Annotated in this window: 17 protein-coding genes and 1 pseudogene; 13 read left to right on the top strand and 5 right to left on the bottom strand. The window is 69.6% G+C overall.

The window, feature by feature from the left end:
* A pseudogene (locus ACIRG5_RS34345) lies at positions 1 to 174 on the top strand (IS3 family transposase); the annotation flags it as partial.
* A gap of 63 nt (positions 175 to 237) precedes the next feature.
* Here ACIRG5_RS34345 and ACIRG5_RS34340 read toward each other — a convergent pair.
* Positions 238 to 744 (bottom strand): inorganic diphosphatase, encoded by a 507-nt coding sequence (locus ACIRG5_RS34340; protein ID WP_090070060.1) that lies wholly within the window; start codon positions 742 to 744, stop codon positions 238 to 240.
* A gap of 124 nt (positions 745 to 868) precedes the next feature.
* Here ACIRG5_RS34340 and dacB point away from each other — a divergent pair, with 124 nt between their 5' ends.
* From dacB to hpt, 4 genes are read left to right on the top strand one after another with little or no spacing between them, the layout of a single operon-like run.
* Positions 869 to 2,959, top strand: a complete 2,091-nt coding sequence (gene dacB / locus ACIRG5_RS34335; protein ID WP_402912618.1) for a D-alanyl-D-alanine carboxypeptidase/D-alanyl-D-alanine-endopeptidase — start codon at positions 869 to 871, stop codon at positions 2,957 to 2,959.
* Positions 2,960 to 2,987: 28 nt separating this feature from the next.
* A complete protein-coding gene (locus tag ACIRG5_RS34330) occupies positions 2,988 to 4,031 on the top strand; it encodes a zinc-dependent metalloprotease (protein WP_402912616.1) in 1,044 nt (347 codons plus the stop codon).
* Complete coding sequence (gene tilS, locus ACIRG5_RS34325; RefSeq protein WP_402912613.1) at positions 4,028 to 4,939, top strand: tRNA lysidine(34) synthetase TilS; 912 nt, start codon at positions 4,028 to 4,030, stop codon at positions 4,937 to 4,939. The genes ACIRG5_RS34330 and tilS overlap by 4 nt, the downstream gene beginning before the upstream one ends.
* A 17-nt stretch (positions 4,940 to 4,956) precedes the next feature.
* Complete coding sequence (gene hpt, locus ACIRG5_RS34320) at positions 4,957 to 5,505, top strand: hypoxanthine phosphoribosyltransferase (RefSeq protein ID WP_319975994.1); 549 nt, start codon at positions 4,957 to 4,959, stop codon at positions 5,503 to 5,505.
* 160 nt (positions 5,506 to 5,665) lie between these two features.
* On the opposite strand, the gene ACIRG5_RS34315 is transcribed toward hpt, so the two are convergent.
* The gene (locus tag ACIRG5_RS34315; RefSeq protein WP_402912610.1) at positions 5,666 to 7,324 is read right to left on the bottom strand and encodes a substrate-binding domain-containing protein; all 1,659 of its coding nucleotides are present in this window, start codon (positions 7,322 to 7,324) and stop codon (positions 5,666 to 5,668) included.
* 366 nt (positions 7,325 to 7,690) lie between these two features.
* Here ACIRG5_RS34315 and ftsH point away from each other — a divergent pair, with 366 nt between their 5' ends.
* The 8 genes from ftsH to ACIRG5_RS34275 all read left to right on the top strand — a co-directional run bounded on the left by ftsH (position 7,691) and on the right by ACIRG5_RS34275 (position 14,758).
* The gene (gene ftsH / locus ACIRG5_RS34310) at positions 7,691 to 9,886 is read left to right on the top strand and encodes an ATP-dependent zinc metalloprotease FtsH (RefSeq protein ID WP_402912607.1); all 2,196 of its coding nucleotides are present in this window, start codon (positions 7,691 to 7,693) and stop codon (positions 9,884 to 9,886) included.
* Complete coding sequence (folE, locus tag ACIRG5_RS34305) at positions 9,883 to 10,530, top strand: GTP cyclohydrolase I FolE (RefSeq protein WP_402912605.1); 648 nt, start codon at positions 9,883 to 9,885, stop codon at positions 10,528 to 10,530. The genes ftsH and folE overlap by 4 nt, the downstream gene beginning before the upstream one ends.
* Before the next feature lie 32 nt (positions 10,531 to 10,562).
* Positions 10,563 to 11,348 (top strand): dihydropteroate synthase, encoded by a 786-nt coding sequence (folP, locus tag ACIRG5_RS34300; RefSeq protein ID WP_319976122.1) that lies wholly within the window; start codon positions 10,563 to 10,565, stop codon positions 11,346 to 11,348.
* On the top strand, positions 11,341 to 11,736 hold the full coding sequence (gene folB / locus ACIRG5_RS34295) for a dihydroneopterin aldolase (protein ID WP_402912603.1): 396 nt from the start codon (positions 11,341 to 11,343) through the stop codon (positions 11,734 to 11,736). The genes folP and folB overlap by 8 nt, the downstream gene beginning before the upstream one ends.
* On the top strand, positions 11,733 to 12,227 hold the full coding sequence (folK, locus tag ACIRG5_RS34290; RefSeq protein WP_402912600.1) for a 2-amino-4-hydroxy-6-hydroxymethyldihydropteridine diphosphokinase: 495 nt from the start codon (positions 11,733 to 11,735) through the stop codon (positions 12,225 to 12,227). Before folB ends, folK begins: the two co-directional genes overlap by 4 nt.
* On the top strand, positions 12,224 to 12,676 hold the full coding sequence (locus ACIRG5_RS34285; protein ID WP_402912597.1) for a DUF3180 domain-containing protein: 453 nt from the start codon (positions 12,224 to 12,226) through the stop codon (positions 12,674 to 12,676). The genes folK and ACIRG5_RS34285 overlap by 4 nt, the downstream gene beginning before the upstream one ends.
* 131 nt (positions 12,677 to 12,807) lie before the next feature.
* The gene (locus ACIRG5_RS34280) at positions 12,808 to 14,241 is read left to right on the top strand and encodes a DUF6779 domain-containing protein (protein ID WP_402912594.1); all 1,434 of its coding nucleotides are present in this window, start codon (positions 12,808 to 12,810) and stop codon (positions 14,239 to 14,241) included.
* Between the two features lie 178 nt (positions 14,242 to 14,419).
* Positions 14,420 to 14,758 carry a VOC family protein gene (locus tag ACIRG5_RS34275; protein WP_402912591.1) on the top strand — a complete coding sequence of 113 codons (339 nt, stop codon included), beginning with the start codon at positions 14,420 to 14,422 and terminating at the stop codon, positions 14,756 to 14,758.
* 12 nt (positions 14,759 to 14,770) lie between these two features.
* Here ACIRG5_RS34275 and ACIRG5_RS34270 read toward each other — a convergent pair whose 3' ends face one another.
* Genes ACIRG5_RS34270 through ACIRG5_RS34260 form a run of 3 tightly spaced genes read right to left on the bottom strand, consistent with a single transcriptional unit; the run spans position 14,771 to position 17,254 of the window.
* Positions 14,771 to 15,856, bottom strand: a complete 1,086-nt coding sequence (locus ACIRG5_RS34270) for an NADH-quinone oxidoreductase subunit D (RefSeq protein ID WP_402912589.1) — start codon at positions 15,854 to 15,856, stop codon at positions 14,771 to 14,773.
* Between the two features lie 43 nt (positions 15,857 to 15,899).
* The gene (locus ACIRG5_RS34265; RefSeq protein ID WP_402912586.1) at positions 15,900 to 16,322 is read right to left on the bottom strand and encodes a DUF1203 domain-containing protein; all 423 of its coding nucleotides are present in this window, start codon (positions 16,320 to 16,322) and stop codon (positions 15,900 to 15,902) included.
* Between the two features lie 17 nt (positions 16,323 to 16,339).
* Positions 16,340 to 17,254 carry an SAM-dependent methyltransferase gene (locus tag ACIRG5_RS34260; protein ID WP_402912583.1) on the bottom strand — a complete coding sequence of 305 codons (915 nt, stop codon included), beginning with the start codon at positions 17,252 to 17,254 and terminating at the stop codon, positions 16,340 to 16,342.
* Positions 17,255 to 17,262 lie beyond the last annotated feature (8 nt).

Below are 17,262 nucleotides of genomic sequence, written 5' to 3'. Positions count from 1 at the left end.
AACTTCTTCGGCCACCTGAAGGCAGAACTGTTCCACCACACCAGATTCGACACCATCGCCGAGTTCACCACGGCATTGGACGACTACATCGACTGATACAACACCACCCGCATCTCCACCACGCTCAAGGGCCTGAGCCCGGTCGAATACCGAGCCCAGACCCTCGCGGCCTAACCTTCAGTTAGCCAGTCCAACTTCCGGGGACCAGTTCACCGAGCGGCCCCTCTTTCGTCGTTGCTAGTGCAGCGTTTCGCCGCGCGCCTCGGCGTCCTTGAGACGCTGGTAGGAGCGCTTGACCTCGGCCTCGGCCTCGGTGCGGCCCACCCAGCTCGCGCCCTCGACGCTCTTGCCGGGCTCCAGGTCCTTGTAGACCTCGAAGAAGTGCTGGATCTCCAGGCGGTCGAACTCCGCCAGGTGGTGGATGTCGCGCAGGTGCTCGTGACGCGGGTCGAAGGCCGGGACGCACAGAACCTTGTCGTCGCCGCCCTTCTCGTCGGTCATGCGGAACATGCCGATCGCGCGCGCCGCGATCAGGCAGCCGGGGAACGTCGGTTCCTGGACGAGGACGAGGGCGTCCAGCGGGTCGCCGTCCTCACCCAGGGTGTTCTCGATGAACCCGTAGTCGGCCGGGTACTGCGTCGACGTGAACAACGTGCGGTCGAGGCGGATGCGGCCACTCTTGTGGTCCACCTCGTACTTGTTGCGCACGCCCTTGGGGATCTCGATCAGGACGTCGAATTCCACTGGTCCTCGCTCATGTAGCCCATTCGTGATGCCCACTAGTGTGGACCACAACGCCTTGTCAACCCTCATCGGAGCCGTGGTTGGTGGGTGTGAGATTGCCCGTACCGAGCTGACGGAGGCCCACTTGCCGGACGAGCCCCAGTGGCCGACCGAGGACGACGACGCCGGGTCGGTTGCGGCCGCCTCGGAGTCGACTGTGCAGGTCAGCCGCCCGTCCGTCGACCAGCCGACGATGCGCTTCCCGCTCGCGGCGATCCTGTCGGCACCGTCCACTCAGGAGCCTCTGCGTTCGTCGCCGGTCCGTTCCGCCCCGAACGGTGCGGGGGCCGGTCATTCCGCGTCAGGTGTGCCAACGACCGGCTCCGGCGGTTCCGGCGGGCCTTCCGGTGGATCCGCCGGTGGGAAGTCTCACGGGGCGATTGGTCCAGAAGTCGGCCAACCTCGGGCCACCCCGGTGCGGATCGAGCCGAAGAACGACCAGATCCGCGTCGTGCCGAGGCCGGAGCAGAAGACCACGGAGCTCTCGGTCCCGAACGCCAAGACGGCGCGCGTCGACCAGCTGCCGAACTCCGAGCCGTCGTGGTTCGACAAGACGAACCGGCCGGACCAGCAGCCCGCGCGGCCCGAACAGCGGCAGCCGCGTCCCGAACAGCGTCCCGAGCAGACCAGGCGCGTCGACCAGCTCCACCGCCAGGAACCGCCGCGCCAGGAGCAGCCGCGCCAAGAGCAGCCGCGTCCGGTGCCACCGCCGCCCCCGCCCGCCCGGCAGGAGTCGCAGCCCGTCCACCAGGACCTCCCCGTCACCGGCTACGAGGAGGAACCGGAGGACCGCCTCGCCACCGACGACGAGCCCAGGAAGGGCCGCAGGTCCCTCGTCGTGGTCCTGAGCCTGCTGGTCGTCGCGGCTCTGGCCGGCGCCACCATCTACGCGGTCGAGGAGTTCGGCGGCACCAAGGCGATCGAGACCAGGCCTCCGGCCGCGCCCGCGAACGTCCAGCCGCTGGTCAAGGCCGCCACCGCGGGCGCCCCGGCGCCGACCCCGGCAGGCGTGGCACAGGCGCTCACCGGACCGGCGGCCAACGGCGTGCTGGGCACGCTCACCGGCAGCGTCATCGACCCGGCCAGTGGCACCGCGCTGTGGCAGCAGGGCGACACCACGCCCGCGACCCCGGCGTCGAGCCTCAAGATCCTCACGGCCGCCGCGGCGTTGCTCAGTCTCGAGAAGACCGACCAGCTGTCCACCAAGGTCGTCCAGGGCGCGGAACCCGGCACCGTGGTGATCATCGGCGGCGGCGACCCGACGATCTCCGGTGCGCCCGGCAAGTCGGTCTACCCCGGTGCCGCGACGCTCGACGACCTGGTCAACCAGGTCAAGGCCAAGGGCCCGGTCACCAAGGTCCAGTTCGACCTGAGCCGGTACACGGGCGAGGCGCTCGGCCCGCAGTGGGAGACGGCGGACATCGCGGGCGGCTCGGTCGCGCCGATCGTGCCGTTCATGCTCGACGGCGGCCGGGTCGACCAGTCCAACGTCAACGGCGCGCGCACGGCCAGCCCCGGTCAGGCGGCGGCGGACGCGTTCGCACAGCGCATCGGCGCCTCCGGAGCCACGGCGGGCACGGCTCCCGCGGGCGCGCAGGTGCTCGGCGAGATCAAGTCGGCGCCGGTCGAGCAGCTCGTCGACAACATGATGCAGATCTCGGACAACGTCCTCACCGAGGCGATCGCGCGCGAGATCGCGATCAAGACCGGCAACGAGGCGTCGTTCGCGGGCGGCGTCAAAGCCGTGCGGGACGTGCTGACCAAGAACGGGTTCGACCTCACCACCGCGAACTTCGTGGACGGCAGCGGGTTGTCCGCGTCGAACAAGATCCCGGCCAAGCTGCTCACCGAGGTGCTCACCGCGGCGGCCAAGCCCACGCTGGACGACCCGCGCACCGCGAAGCTGCGGCCGTTGCTGACGGCGCTGCCGGTCGCGGGCGGCAGCGGCACCCTCGCCGGTCGCTACGGCGGCACCGCGGCGCAGGGCAAGGGCTGGATCCGGGCCAAGACCGGCACGCTCACCGGGGTCAACGCGCTCGCCGGCATGGTCGTCGACGTGGACGGCCGGGTGCTCGTGTTCTCGTTCATGTCCGCGAGCAACGCCAACGCGGAGAGGGAGGTGCGGCCCGCGCTGGACGTGCTGGCCGCTGCGTTGCGGGGTTGTGGCTGTTCGTAGCGGGCCGTGCGCAGGTAGCGTCGGAAGCGTGAACGGCGCGACGGAGGCAGAGCTCGGCCCGGTGGACTGGGAGCTGGCGGTAACGACCGCCACGCGGCTCGTCCGGCCGGGCCCCGTGATCGGCAAGGACGAGGCCGACCACGTGGTAGGCAGACTTCGCGAGCTCGCGCCCCAGGCGGAGGTGCACGTCCGCGAGCTGACCGGGCTCGGTCAGGGGCTGCCGCTGCTGCCGGGCGAGGTCGTCGACAGACCGGCGTGGGTCGCGGCCGCCGCGCAGGGACTCGCCGCGCTGACAGGGCCTGCGATGCCACGTCCGTCAGGTCCGATGGCGGGCATCCTCGCGGGCACGGCCGGTGTGCAGGCGGGCGTAGTGCTGGCGTTCCTGTCCTCACGGGTGCTCGGCCAGTACGACCCGTTCAGCCCGAACGAGCAGCTCGCCGGGCGGCTGCTGCTGGTCGCGCCGAACATCGTTGGCGCGCAACAGGCTCTGGACGTGCCGGACGACGACTTCCGGATGTGGGTGTGCCTGCACGAGTGCACGCACCGCCTGCAGTTCACCGGCGTGCCGTGGCTGCGCCGGTACTTCTCCGACCAGGTCACCGCGTTGCTGTCCTCAATGGATGAAGACCGCGCGCCGCTGACCGACGTGATCCGCGACTTCCGGAACAAGCTGCGTGCCGGCGACGGCCCGATGGGACTGATCGAGCTCATCCAGTCGCCCCAGCAGAAGGCCGTGCTGGACCGGCTGATCGCACTGTCCACTTTGCTCGAAGGCCACGCCGACCACGTGATGGACGCCGTCGGGCCTTCCGTGGTGCCGTCCGTGTCGACGATCCGCACCCGCTTCAGCGCGCGGCGCAAGGGCGGTGGCCTGCTCGACCGGATCCTGCGCACGCTGCTCGGCGTCGAGGCGAAGGTGCGCCAGTACGAGGAGGGCGCGGAGTTCACCTCGTACGTGGTGGAGCGGGTCGGGATGGACGGCTTCAACTCGATCTGGACGTCTGCCGAGACGTTGCCGACCCGCGCCGAGATCGCCGAGCCCATGAGCTGGCTGCGTCGCGTGTCGCCGTGAACGGACCGGTCGCCGAGATCCGGGTGGCGGTTCGTCGGTTCCTGGACGAGGTGCGCCCGGAGGCGGTGACCGTCGCCGTGTCGGGTGGTGCGGACTCCTTGGCTCTGGCTGCCTGTGTGGGACGGCTGGTGCCCGGCGCGTGCGCTGTGGTCGTCGATCACCAGCTCCAGCCGGGGTCGGCCGACGTCGCTTCGCGGGCGGCTCGGCAGTGCTCCTCGTTCGGGCTTGTGGCTCGCGTGGAGGCTGTCGAGGTCGCCGGGCCTGGTGGTCCCGAGGCCGCGGCCCGCAACGCCCGCTACGCGGCTCTCAGGCCGTCGTCCGGGGTCGTGCTGCTCGGTCACACGCTGGACGACCAGGCCGAGACGGTGTTGCTCGGGTTGGGGCGCGGGTCCGGGCCACGTTCGATCGCCGGCATGCGTGCGTTCGACGCGCCGTGGGGGCGTCCGCTGCTCGGCGTGTCGCGGGCGGTCACCCGTGCTGCCTGCGCGGAGCAGGGGATCGAGGTGTGGGACGACCCGCACAACGTCGATCCGTCGTTCACGCGTGTGCGGCTGCGGTCCGAGGTGCTGCCGTTGCTGGAGTCCGTGCTGCAGGGCGGTGTTGCCTCGTCGTTGGCGCGGACGGCTGCCCAGTTGCGTGAGGACTGTGACGCGCTCGACTCTCTTGCGGAGGCGTTCGCCGGCGACTGCTGTGCCGTTGGCGACATCTCCGAGCTGCCGGTCGCGCTGAGGCGCAGAGTGCTCCGGGCGTGGCTGATCGAGGAAGGCGTGCCCGAACTGTCCGATTCGCACCTGCGACGTGTCGACTCACTGGTGAGTGAATGGCGCGGTCAGGGCGGTGTCTGGCTACCTGGCGGCTTTGTCGTGCGGCGCGCGCATGGCAGGCTCGTTGTGGAACCACAGACTTAAGCAGAGGGGACCTGTCCGTGTACGACGGCGACATCGCATCCGTGCTCATCACCGAGCAGGAGATCAGCGACAAGGTCACCGAACTCGCCAAGCAGGTCGCGGCTGATCACCCAGAAGGTGACTCCGACCTCGTGCTGATCACTGTGCTCAAGGGCGCTGTGATGTTCATGGCCGACCTCGCACGCGCGCTGCCCGTTCCGGTGCAGCTCGAATTCATGGCCGTTTCGTCCTACGGATCTTCGACCTCGTCCTCGGGCGTGGTGCGGATCCTGAAGGACCTGGACCGCGACATCGCCGACCGCAACGTGGTGATCGTCGAGGACATCATCGACTCCGGGCTGACGTTGTCCTGGCTGTTGAAGAATCTGCAGTCCCGGAAGCCTCGGTCTCTGCAGGTCTGCACTTTGTTGCGCAAGCCTGACGCGGTCAAGGTCGAGGTGCCGGTGAAGTACGTCGGGTTCGACATTCCCAACGAGTTCGTCGTGGGTTATGGACTGGATTATGCGGAGAGGTACCGCGATCTGCCCTACATCGGGACGTTGGACCCGAAGGTTTACTCGAACTGAGCGTTCGAACGACGAGGCGGGGGCGTTGCCGGTTGCGGCGGCGCCCCCGCTTTGCGTTGGCGGGCATCAGGTTCGGACGGCTCGCTGCGCCAGGCCTGGTCGAGTCCAAAAGACAAAGCCGGGCCTCCCGTAGGAGACCCGGCTTCGCGTTGAAGAAAAATCAGCAGTTCGGGCGGCAGCGCCGTTGCGATACCGCGTCGAGCAGCACGCCGCGGATGTCCTCCGGATTGCGCGCCTGGTACGCCTTGCCGCCGGTTGCCGCGGAGATCGCGCGGAGTGCGTCCATGTCGACCTCGTCGCCGAGGCCCACCATGATGATCGGGACGGGCTTCGCGGGGTCGGACTCCCGCTTCAGGGTCTCGATCAGCGCGCCGGTGTCGATCGACGAGATGTCGTCGTTGCGGCCGTCGGTCATGAGAACGACGGAGTTGACCTTCGACGCGTCATAACCCGAGAGAACGTGCCGGTAGGCGGCCAGGGTCGTGTCGTTCAGGGCCGTTCCGCCGCCGACCAGGCCGGGGAGTTGCGAGGCGCCTGCTTCCAGGCGTTTGCGGCGGGTCACGCCTGCCAGCGGTTCGCCCAGCGGGCCGATCGGGACCAGTTCGATCCAGTCGTTCGGCGGCTTCTTGTCGGTGGAGAAGGCCCACAGGCCGATGGCCGTGGTGTCCGGGAGCATCGAGAGAGCCGTCATGGACGCCTCGGTGGCGGCCTCCACCCGGGTTTTGCCGTTGCCGCTCTTCTCGATCATCGAGCCGGAGACGTCGATGACCGTGAGCATGCGCATGTCCAGGCTGATGGCGCCCCAGGTGCGGAGCAGTTCGGACACCTGGTCCGCGCCAGGGGTCTCGATCAGCTTGACGTCGCCTGCCTGCACGCCTTCGACGTCGGTCGACCACTTGGCCGGGGCCGCGCCCTGGACGGTGCGGAAGCCCGCTTCGCCGAAGCGCTTGGACGTCTGGGCGGAGCGCAGGGTCTTCTCGAACTCCGCTGCCGCTTCGCCGATGCCCTCCGGCTCGTTCGGGCGGGAGACCCTGACCAGCGGATAGTCGAAGGAGAGCGTGCCTTCCTTCGGCGGCGCGCCGAGGACGGCGTTGTCCTTCGCCGAGCGGTTGTTCGCCACGACCGATTGTTCGGTGGCGGCGAACAGCGGTGCCTTGTCGGCGTCCGTGGTGACCTTGCCGAAGGCGTCGCGAACTGAAGGAACGGCGCTGCGGCCCACGCGCAGCAGGGTGCCGACCAGTTCAGGCTTGGGTGTTCCGTCTGGATTGCCCAGCAAGGTGCGGATCACGAACAGCGAGGCGAGGCCCTCCGACGTCATCGTCGGGTCGCTCATCGAGATCTGGACCTTCGGGTCGACGACCTTCGCCCAGGAGACGGGCGTGACCGGGAAGCCGATCTTCGACATCGCCTGTTCGGAACCCGCCATCACCAGCGGGCTGGACGCCAGCGAGGGCTTGATGTCCAGCTTCGGGGCCTCCGGGCCGGTCTCCGCTGCCTGCCGCTGGGCCTCGGCGGCCCACATCGAGGAGTCGGGGATCCAGAGGGAGTGGGGGTTGATCTGGGCGGTGGGGAGTTCGTTCGCCACGTCGGCCGCGTTGCGCGACTCGACCTGAACCTGGACGCACCGGCCGTTCACGACCGGCTGTGACCGCTGGTAGTCCTGCGCCGCCGCGTTCACCACATCCAACGCTGCGGGGGTGACGGCGACCTTCAGCGGCAGCGCGCCGGAGCAGTCGGCACCGCTGGTGACACGCAGTGCCACGACCGTGACGCCTGCCGCCGCGACCACTCCGAGCAGGGCGCCCACGGGGAGGGCCACCCGCCGGAACAATCCGGGGGACGTATGACGTGCTGACATACAGTTACTTACCTTCGGTCACGGGTTCACTCTTTCGAGTGGCGAGGGAAACGTTCGGGGGATAGATGAGGATGACATGTGACCCCCAAACGTAATGAGACAGCGTGACCTGCGTCACTCGTCTGGACGGCGGTATTTGTTCCGGATGAACCAAACTGCGTGAACATGCGTGGTGGGGGTCACCCGCGGGAACCCGGAACCGCCCCCGCCCGTTGGTTGCTCAGTACCCGGCCAGCGAGCGGTAGGCTGGTCGGACGCGGTATGTGGGTCTTCCACTGCCCGACGCGCAAGTCAGGGAGGGTCGAGGCCGCCCCCGGCCGTAAGTGCATGGACCGCAAGCGCCTGCTTCGCAACCCGCTGCTGTGGATCGCTGCGGTGTTGCTGCTCTACTTCGTCTTCACCGTCCTCTTTGACGATTCACGGGGCTATCACCCCGTGAAAACGTCTCAAGCGCTTCAACAGGTTCGGGACGGCAAGGTCAAGGAAGCCACGATCGAGGACAAGGAGCAGCGTCTCCGACTCACCCTCACCGACGGCACGACCTTCGAGGGCAGCAACCGCCTGATCACGCAGTTCCCGGCCAGCTCGACGGACGAGATCTTCACCGTCCTCGACCAGGCCGGCAACAAGCCGACCGTCGAGACCAAGGTCAGCCAGGAATCGATCCTGATGCAGATCTTGATCTACCTCGTGCCGCTGGGCCTGTTGTTGCTGCTGCTCATGTGGATGATGAACAACGCTCAGGGCGGCGGTAACCGCGTTCTGAACTTCGGCAAGTCCAAGGCCAAGCAGCTCTCCAAGGACATGCCGAAGACGACGTTCGCCGACGTCGCCGGGGCCGAGGAGGCCGTCGAGGAACTGGAAGAGATCAAGGACTTCCTCCAGAACCCCGGCCGCTACCAGGCGCTCGGCGCGAAGATCCCGAAGGGCGTGCTGCTGTACGGCCCGCCGGGAACGGGCAAGACGCTGCTCGCCCGAGCCGTCGCCGGTGAGGCCGGCGTGCCGTTCTACTCGATCTCCGGTTCGGACTTCGTCGAGATGTTCGTCGGTGTCGGTGCCTCGCGTGTGCGTGACCTGTTCGAACAGGCCAAGCAGAACGCGCCGTGCATCATCTTCGTCGACGAGATCGACGCGGTGGGCCGCCACCGCGGCGCGGGTATGGGCGGCGGTCACGACGAGCGCGAGCAGACCCTCAACCAGCTGCTCGTCGAGATGGACGGCTTCGACTCGCGCGGCGGGATCATCCTGATCGCGGCGACGAACCGTCCCGACATCCTCGACCCGGCCCTGCTGCGCCCCGGCCGCTTCGACCGGCAGATCCCGGTGTCCGTACCGGATCTGAAGGGCCGCAAGCAGATCCTGCGGGTGCACTCGAAGGGCAAGCCGCTGGCCGCGGACGCGGACCTCGACGGCCTCGCGAAGCGCACCGTCGGGTTCTCCGGCGCCGACCTCGCGAACGTCATCAACGAGGCCGCGCTGCTCACCGCGCGCCACAACGGCCACACCATCGACGGTGCGGCGCTCGAAGAGTCCGTGGACCGCGTGATCGGCGGTCCGGCCCGCAAGAGCCGGATCATCTCCGAGAAGGAGAAGAAGATCACCGCGTACCACGAGGCAGGGCACGCCCTGGCCGCGTGGGCCATGCCGGACATCGACCCGGTCTACAAGGTCACGATCCTCGCCCGCGGCCGCACGGGTGGTCACACCCTCTCGGTGCCGGAAGAGGACAAGGACCTGATGACCAGGTCCGAGATGATCGCGCGACTGGTGTTCGCACTGGGTGGCCGTTCCGCCGAGGAGCTCGTCTTCCACGAGCCCACGACGGGTGCGTCCAACGACATCGAGCAGGCGACCAAGATCGCCCGCGCGATGGTCACCGAGTACGGCATGAGCGCGAAGCTCGGTGCGGTCAAGTACGGGCAGGAACAGGGTGAGCCGTTCCTCGGCCGCTCGGCCGGTCGCCAGGCGGACTACTCGCTGGAGGTCGCGCACGAGATCGACGAGGAGGTGCGCAAGCTCATCGAGGCCGCGCACACCGAGGCGTACGAGGTGCTCGTCACCTACCGCGACGTCCTCGACGACCTCACGCTCGAGCTGATCGAGAAGGAGACCCTGCACCAGAAGGAACTGGAGCGGATCTTCGCGAGGGTCGAGAAGCGGCCGCGCATCACCCAGTTCAACGAGTTCGGTGATCGCACGCCGTCCGACATCCCGCCGATCAAGACCCCCGGCGAGCTCGCCAAGGAACGCGGCGAGCCGTGGCCGCCGGTCGTCGAGGACACCCTCGACGACGAGCCGGAGACGCAGGCGGCGGAGCCCACCGCGGCGGAACCGGCCACGGAGGCGCTGCCGTCGCCGAACGGGTCGAACGGCGTGCACCAGCCAGGTCAGCCTTCGAACCAGTCGGGTCCGCCGAACTACGGCGCCCCGCCCGGATGGACCCCGGCGACCGTGCCCGGCGGCAAGCCGCACAACGTCTGGGAGCCGAAGAAGCCGCAGCCAGACCAGGACGAGCGGCAGTGACCGAGCAACAACAGCTCGACGGAGACGCCGGCCTCACCCACCACGGGGAGGCCGGCGTCTCCGCGCGGCGGGTCTTCGACCAGTCGCGGGCAGAGGCTGCGGTACGCGAACTTCTGATCGCGTGCGGTGAGGATCCGGACCGGGAGGGTCTGCGCGAGACACCCGCACGGGTGGCACGCGCCTACCAGGAGTTGTTCGCGGGCCTCTACACGGACCCGGACAGCGTTCTCGCGAAGACGTTCGACGAGAGCCACGAAGAACTCGTCCTCGTCACCGACATCCCGATGTTCAGCTTCTGCGAGCACCACCTGCTGCCGTTCCACGGCGTCGCGCACGTCGGGTACATCCCGAACGAGCACGGCCGCGTGACGGGGCTGTCGAAGCTGGCCAGGCTCGTCGACCTCTACGCCAAGCGGCCACAGGTCCAGGAGCGGCTGACGTCGCAGGTCGCGGACGCGTTGGTGCGCAGGCTGGAACCGCGCGGCGTGATCGTGGTGATCGAGGCCGAGCACCTGTGCATGGGCATGCGCGGAGTGCGCAAGCCCGGCTCCCGCACGACGACGTCCGCGGTGCGCGGGCTGCTGCGCACGTCCGCCTCGTCGAGGGCGGAGGCCATCGAGCTGATCAGGGGCCGGATCCGGTGAGTGGGCTGCCTCGTCCCGGCCGGTGCGTCGTGATGGGCGTGCTGAACGTGACGCCCGATTCGTTCTCCGACGGCGGCCGCTACATCGACCGGCGTGACGCGGTGTCGCACGGCGTCGACATGTTCAAGCGCGGCGCGGACGTGATCGACGTGGGCGGCGAGTCGACCCGGCCCGGCGCCGAGCGCGTCGAACCGGCCGAGGAGATCGCCCGGATCGTGCCGGTGATCCGTGCGCTGGTCGCAGAAGGCGTGCCGGTCAGCGTGGACACCATGCGTGCTTCCGTTGCCACCGCGGCGCTGGAGGCGGGCGCGTCCATCGTGAACGACGTGTCCGGTGGCCTGGCCGATCCCGGGATGGCCGCCGTCGTCGCCGCTGCGGGTGTGCCGTACGTGCTGATGCACTGGCGTGGGCACAGCACGGAGATGGACGCGTTGGCGACGTACGACGACGTGGTGACGGACGTTCGTTCGGAACTGCTGGAGCGCGTCGAGGCCGCGCTGGCCGCCGGTGTCGCGGAGTCGTCGATCGTGCTCGACCCCGGCCTGGGCTTCGCGAAACTCGGCGACCACAACTGGGAGTTGTTGCAGCGCCTGGACGAACTGGTCGAGCTGGGTTTCCCGGTGCTGGTGGGGGCGTCGCGCAAGCGGTTCCTCGGCACGTTGCTCGGCAACCGTCCACCGGACGGCAGGGAGGACGCGACCGCGGCGGTGTCCGCTTTGGCGGCGTTCAACGGAGCGTGGGGTGTGCGGGTGCACGACGTCGACCGGACGCTGGACGCGGTCGCCGTCGCCGGTGCGTGGAGGCGGGGACATGGCTGACCGGATCGCGTTGACGGGTCTGCGGGTGCGCGGGAACCACGGCGTGTTCGAGCACGAGAAGCGCGACGGGCAGGAGTTCGTCGTGGACGTCACGCTGTGGCTCGACCTCAGCACGGCTTCTCGCACGGACGACCTGAAGGAGACGTACCACTACGGCGAACTCGCCGAGATGGCCGCGGCGATCGTCGGCGGCGAACCGCACGACCTCATCGAGACGGTGGCGGGCAAGATCGCCGACGCCGCGATGACGGACTCACGGCTGCACGCGGTCGAGGTGACGGTGCACAAGCCGTCCGCGCCGATCCCGCTGACCTTCGACGACGTGTCGGTGACGATCCGCCGCTCGCGCCGGCTGGCCGCGCCGTCGCCTCCCAAGGAATCCCGGTGACCCGCGCGGTTCTCTCGATCGGCTCGAACCTCGGCGACCGGTTCGCCTTCCTGCAGTCCGTGGTGGACGGGTTGCGGCCCTTCGTCGTCGCCGCTTCACCGGTGTACGAGACGGCGGCCTGGGGCGTCGAGGACCAGCCGGACTTCCTGAACGCCATCGTGATCGTCTCTTCGGACGACGTGGACGAGTGGGGCTGGCTGCGCCGCGGGCAGGCGTTGGAGAACGCCGCCGGACGCGTGCGGGAGAAGCGCTGGGGACCGCGCACGTTGGACGTGGACGTGGTTTCGGTGGACGGGGTGACCTCGGACCACCCCGAGCTGCTTCTGCCGCATCCTGGGGCGTTTGAGCGCGCAACTGTCCTCGTCCCGTGGCTCGACGTCGAGCCGGACGCGGTGCTGGCGGGCCACGGACCCGTTGCGGGCCTGGAGTTCTCGGCCGAGGGCGTGCGGCGGCGTGACGATCTCGTGCTTTCGGGTTGGATGGACGCGTGAGGTTCACCCGTCCCCGAGACCTGGCGGCCGTCGCGCTCGTCGGCGCGCTGCTGGCCCATCTGCTGCTGCGGCTCACCTACGACACGTTGCCGCCCTTGCCCGTGCTGGCCGGTTCGACGCTGTTCGTCATCGCGGTCGTGGAGGTCGTGTTCGCGTTCTCGTTGCGGGCCAGGATCCAGCGCCGCGGGGGAGCGCGTCCGGTGCAGCCGCTGACCGCCGCCAGAGCCGTCGCACTGGCGAAGGCCTCGTCCGTTCTGGGCGCTTTGATGTTCGGCGCCTGGACCGGGTTGCTGATCTTCGTGATCCCGGTCCGCGACTCGTTCGCCGCGGCCTCGAACGACCTGGTCGCGGCCATTGTCGGGATCGTCGCGGCGGTCGCGTTGACGGCGGCCGCGCTGTGGCTGGAGCACTGTTGCAAGACACCGCGGGAGAGTTCCGGGAACGAATAGATACCCGGCCGTAGGTCTCAGTCGCATAACTACGCGGTACCGTAGTGCCCATGACCGGGCGAGGCGCGTCGACCGACGACGAGCAAGATGATCACGGTCGTGGCTCAGGGCGATTGCTGTTAGTAGCGGCATTGGCGCTCGCCCTCGTGGCCGCGGCGGTGCTCGTGCTGAGCGACAGCGCCCGCATGCTGCGTCTGGCCGTGGTGGCCGCGTTGTGGGCGGCTCTGGTGGGCGCTTTCCTCGCCGCCAGGTACCGCAAGCAGGTCACCGAGCGTGACGACGAAGTGGCCGATCTCCAGTCCGTCTACGAACTGGAACTCGAGCGCGAGGTGGCCGCGCGCCGCGAGTACGAGCTCGAGATCGAGTCGGAGACGCGCAAGCGGATCGAGGAGGAGTCGCGCGCGGACATCGAGGCCCTGCGCGCCGATCTCCACTCGCTGCGCGACAACCTCCAGGCGTTGCTGGGTGGTGACGTCCTCGTCGAACGCGTGGCCCTGCGCGCCGAATCGACCCGTCTGCGTTCGCTGGGCTCGGAGGCGTCCCGGCTGGCCGGGATCGGAGAGAACCGCATCATCAACGCCAAGCCCGCGATCACCGCGTCCTCGTCGGCGGAGAAGCCGTCCGAGCGCACCGAACTGATCGAGCGCGTCGCCCACGACGCCAAGGTGCAGGCCCCCCGCCGCGAACCCCTGCGGCCCGAGCCCGTCCGCCCGGACCCGGCCAGGAACTCGCCCCGCCCGCAGCCCGCCGTGGTCCGCCGCGAGCCCGTGAAGGCCGCGAAACAGGAACCGGTCAGGCCGCAACCCCGTCCCTCCGCGGCCGCCGCCGTCTCGGCCAGGCTGGGCGGCGCCACCCCCTCGCCCGCACCGCAGAAGGCCCCGCCGCCGCCGACCGTGAAGGCCCAGCCCGTCCAGGCCCAGCCCGCGCAGGCGCAGGTCCACCGGACCGAGCGAGTGCCCCGCCCGCCGCAGCCCCCGGCCCGCACCGAGGCGTTGTCGCGCCCGGAACAGCCCCCGAAGGCCCCCGCGGCCATCGCGAAGTCCGTGGAGTCCCGCAAGCCGGAACCACGCTCCCGCGTCGCCGAGCGCACCGAGATGATCGACCCGAAGGCCCTGCAGGCCACCGGCGGCAACGGCCGCCGCCGTGCCGACGACCGCCCGGCCCCCGTGCAGGACAGCGGCTCGTGGGAAACCCTGAAGCCGGACGCTCCCGCCTCCACCCCCGCCGGCCGCCGCCGTGCCGACGACGCACCGGTCCGCCGTACCGCCTCCGAGGACTCACTGGTGTCACTCCCGCCGGTGGGCCGCCGTTCCGCGGCCGAGCAGTCCTCAGCCAGGCTCCCCGCGGTCTCGCCCAGCCGGCGCTCACCGGTCGACGAGACCCCGGTCTCCGGCCGTCGCGTGGCCGAGGACTCGTCCACGCGCCTGCCCGCCGTCTCGACCGGCCGCCGTGCCGCACCGGAAGACCCTTCCGGCGCGCACGCGGACGGCAAGTCGGTGAGCGAACTGCTGGCCTCGCTCGGCGGAGGCGACGCGCCTCGCCGCCGGCGCCGGCGCGACGACTAGGACGCGAGTCGGCCACAGCCACCCGTGGTGCTGAGGCAGGGGTAAAACCGCTACTTCAGCGATGGTCGTGGTGCGTACGGTGTGCCTGCGGCCGGTGATCGCGTGCAGCGGCGGCTTTGCGACGTCAGCCGCGCGGACACCGAAGGAGCGAATGTTGCCTGGCGCTGAACTGCGAGGGGTGACTCTCGACTGTGCCGACCCGCGGACGCTGGCGGGCTTCTACGGCGCACTGACCGGGATGCACGAGCTCTTCAGCTCGGACGAGTTCGTCGCTCTGACGGGCGGCTCCGGCTGTGATCTGGGATTCCAGCGGGTCGACGGCTACCGGGCTCCGCAGTGGCCGGGGCAGGACGTGCCACAACAGTTCCACCTGGATCTCCGCACCGACGACCTCGACGCGGCGGAGGAGCTGGCGCTGGAACTCAGAGCGGCCAAACCGGACCACCAGCCGGGCGACGGACGCTGGCGGGTGCTCCTGGATCCGGCAGGTCACCCCTTCTGCCTGACGTCTTCCTGAGCCTTCTCGCGGTTACTTGTCGATGTCGCCGACGATCACGGCGAACGAGCTCAGCACGGTCGGCAGGTCGTCCACCTTCGTGCCGGGCAGGAGTGCCGACAACGCCTGAACGTTGTTGAACGACGGCGTGCGGAGCTTGAGGCGCCACGGCGTCTTCTCGCCACGCGACGACAGGTGCACGCCCGACGTGCCGAGTGGGGCCTCGACCCGCGTGTAGACCGAGCCCTCGGGAGCCTTGATGGCCTTCGGCAGCCGGACGTTCACCGGGCCCTGCGGCAACTGTTCCAGGCACGCCGCGGCCAGTTCGGCCGACTTCCGGACCTCGTCCACGAGGCACCGAACGCGTGCCGCCGCGTCGCCCTCGGTCCGGACCACGGGGGTGAAGCCCAGCGTCCGGTAGGCGGGCAGGGGGTCGTCGCGGCGCAGGTCGAAGTCCACTCCGCTGGCCCGGCCGATCGGGCCGGTGACGCCGTACGCCAGCGCGTCCTCGTGCGGCAGGACGCCGAGGCCCTGCAACTTCTCGAAGTCGATCGGCAGCCGCGCGACGTCCACAGTGGACAGGAAGTCGGCGACCCGCGAGGCCCAGCCCGCCGGGACGTCCTCGCGCAGGCCGCCGATTCGGTTGAACATGAAGTGGATGCGGCCGCCGGACGCCTCTTCCATCAACGCCTGCACGCCCTCGCGGTACGTGGCGGCTTTGGGGGACAACGGGGTCAGGAAGACCATGTGTGCCATCAGGCGGTTCAGTTCGCACAGCAGAGCGCGCAGCCATTGGGCGCGGGCCGGGACGTCCATGCCCGTCATGCGTTCCACGGCCAGCGCCACGGCGAGCTCGTTGCAGAAGGCCGAGAGCCAGTCGTGGCGGTTGGCGAGCGTCAGGACCTGGCGGTAGTCGCGCACCTCGAACAGCTTCTCGGCGCCGCGGTGGAGATGGCCCACGAGCGGCTCGGCGGCGGTGATCAGCAGGTCCGGCGTGACGGTCAGGCGCAGGCGGTAGGCGCCGTGGGCCGACGGGTGCAGTGGGCCCAGGTCGATCACGCGGTCCACGCCCAGGTACCGGGCGCCCGCACCCACGCCGACGGTGATCTGCTCGCTCACCCGAGCATGGTTTCACGGCGCCGGGAACCCGCCTGGACGCGGCTCACGACCTCGTGATCGCGAAGAAGAAGCAGCCGTGCGACACGCTGCGGACCTGGAGCGACTCGATCGAGGGATCGTTCAACAATCCTTCGACCGCACGATCGAACGAGCCGGGCTCCACGACCTCGCCGTCGTGGATCTGACCTGCGGCGTTGTAGGACCGCAGGATCCGGGGACTGTTCAACAACTCAACAGGGAGACGATCCAGCGAAGGCGTGTCCGGGCACTCCACGTGTGTGAAGACCGGCCCGACCTCCGCGTACGGGCCCTTCCCGGACGAAGGCGAGTAGCGGAACAGCCAGACCGGCTCGTCGGCCAGCGACTTCCGCAGGCAGCAGCGCAACGGCACACCCGGCTCGGAGGCGCGGTACTCGCGGCCGGGGTCGGAGAACGAGTCGGACGGCGACACGGTGTGGATTCGCATGACCCCCACGATCGTCGTCAGTCACCGCAAAAGCTGGCGGGATTCGGACGCCAGGGCGGCAGTGCCGGAAGCAGGTCCGACACGGCCACCCCGCGCCCGTGCAGCAACCATCCGAACGCCCCGAGCCCGGCAGGCGAGCGCAGTTCGGCGATCCGTCCGGCACGCGAGGCGGACTCCAGCCAGTCCCACCCGGACCCGGACACCTCCGCGGTCACACCCAAGGCCGCCAACGCATCCCGCTGCGACATCAGCACGAAGTCCCCACCGGCAGCCGCGGCACAGGCGTCCAGCGCGACGTGCGCGGTGATGTCACAGGACCCGTCGAAGACCACGGGAACCTGACGCCCGTCCCGATACCCGGTCAGCGAGAAGTGCCGCGACGACACCAGATGCCCGTAGTCGATCGCCAGCGCCGCCCCGCGCACCGAAGCCACGGCCGCGGCCCACGCCGCATCCCGGGGCGCGCCGACCTCGGCCGGCGAACCGTCCTCGAGCGATGGCCACCACCGGGCGATCCACGGATCAGCGGAAGGCCCGCGAACCACCGGACAGGGAATCGCGTCGAGCCACTCGTGCCCGACCAGCAGCCCGACGCACGACGGCACGGAGGTGGTCCACCGAACCCCGGGCAGCTCCACGAACGGACCGACCTCGACAGCCGTCACCCGCAGCCGCTCGGCCAGCGACCCGGACGCCATCGACCGCACCGCGAACGCCAGCTCACCCCCGCCCGCACCCACGTCCACGAAGTCCACGACCGGGGGAAATCCGAGTGCGGCGTCCACCCGCGACAGCAGTTCGAGGAGACCGGTGGCCAGCTCCGGACCGACCAGCGGAGACGTCCGGAAGTGCGAAGAAGGCTTCTCGCCGCGGGCGAAGAAGCCACCGGGGCCGTACAACGCGGCGTGCCAAGCGGCTTCCCAGTCGAACATCGGACAAG

It is taken from the genome of Lentzea sp. NPDC102401, from assembly GCF_044765805.1.
Lineage (GTDB): Bacteria > Actinomycetota > Actinomycetes > Mycobacteriales > Pseudonocardiaceae > Lentzea > Lentzea sokolovensis.
The sequence above is the reverse complement of the archived record's forward strand: the minus strand, read 5'-3'. Positions and strand labels throughout refer to the sequence as shown.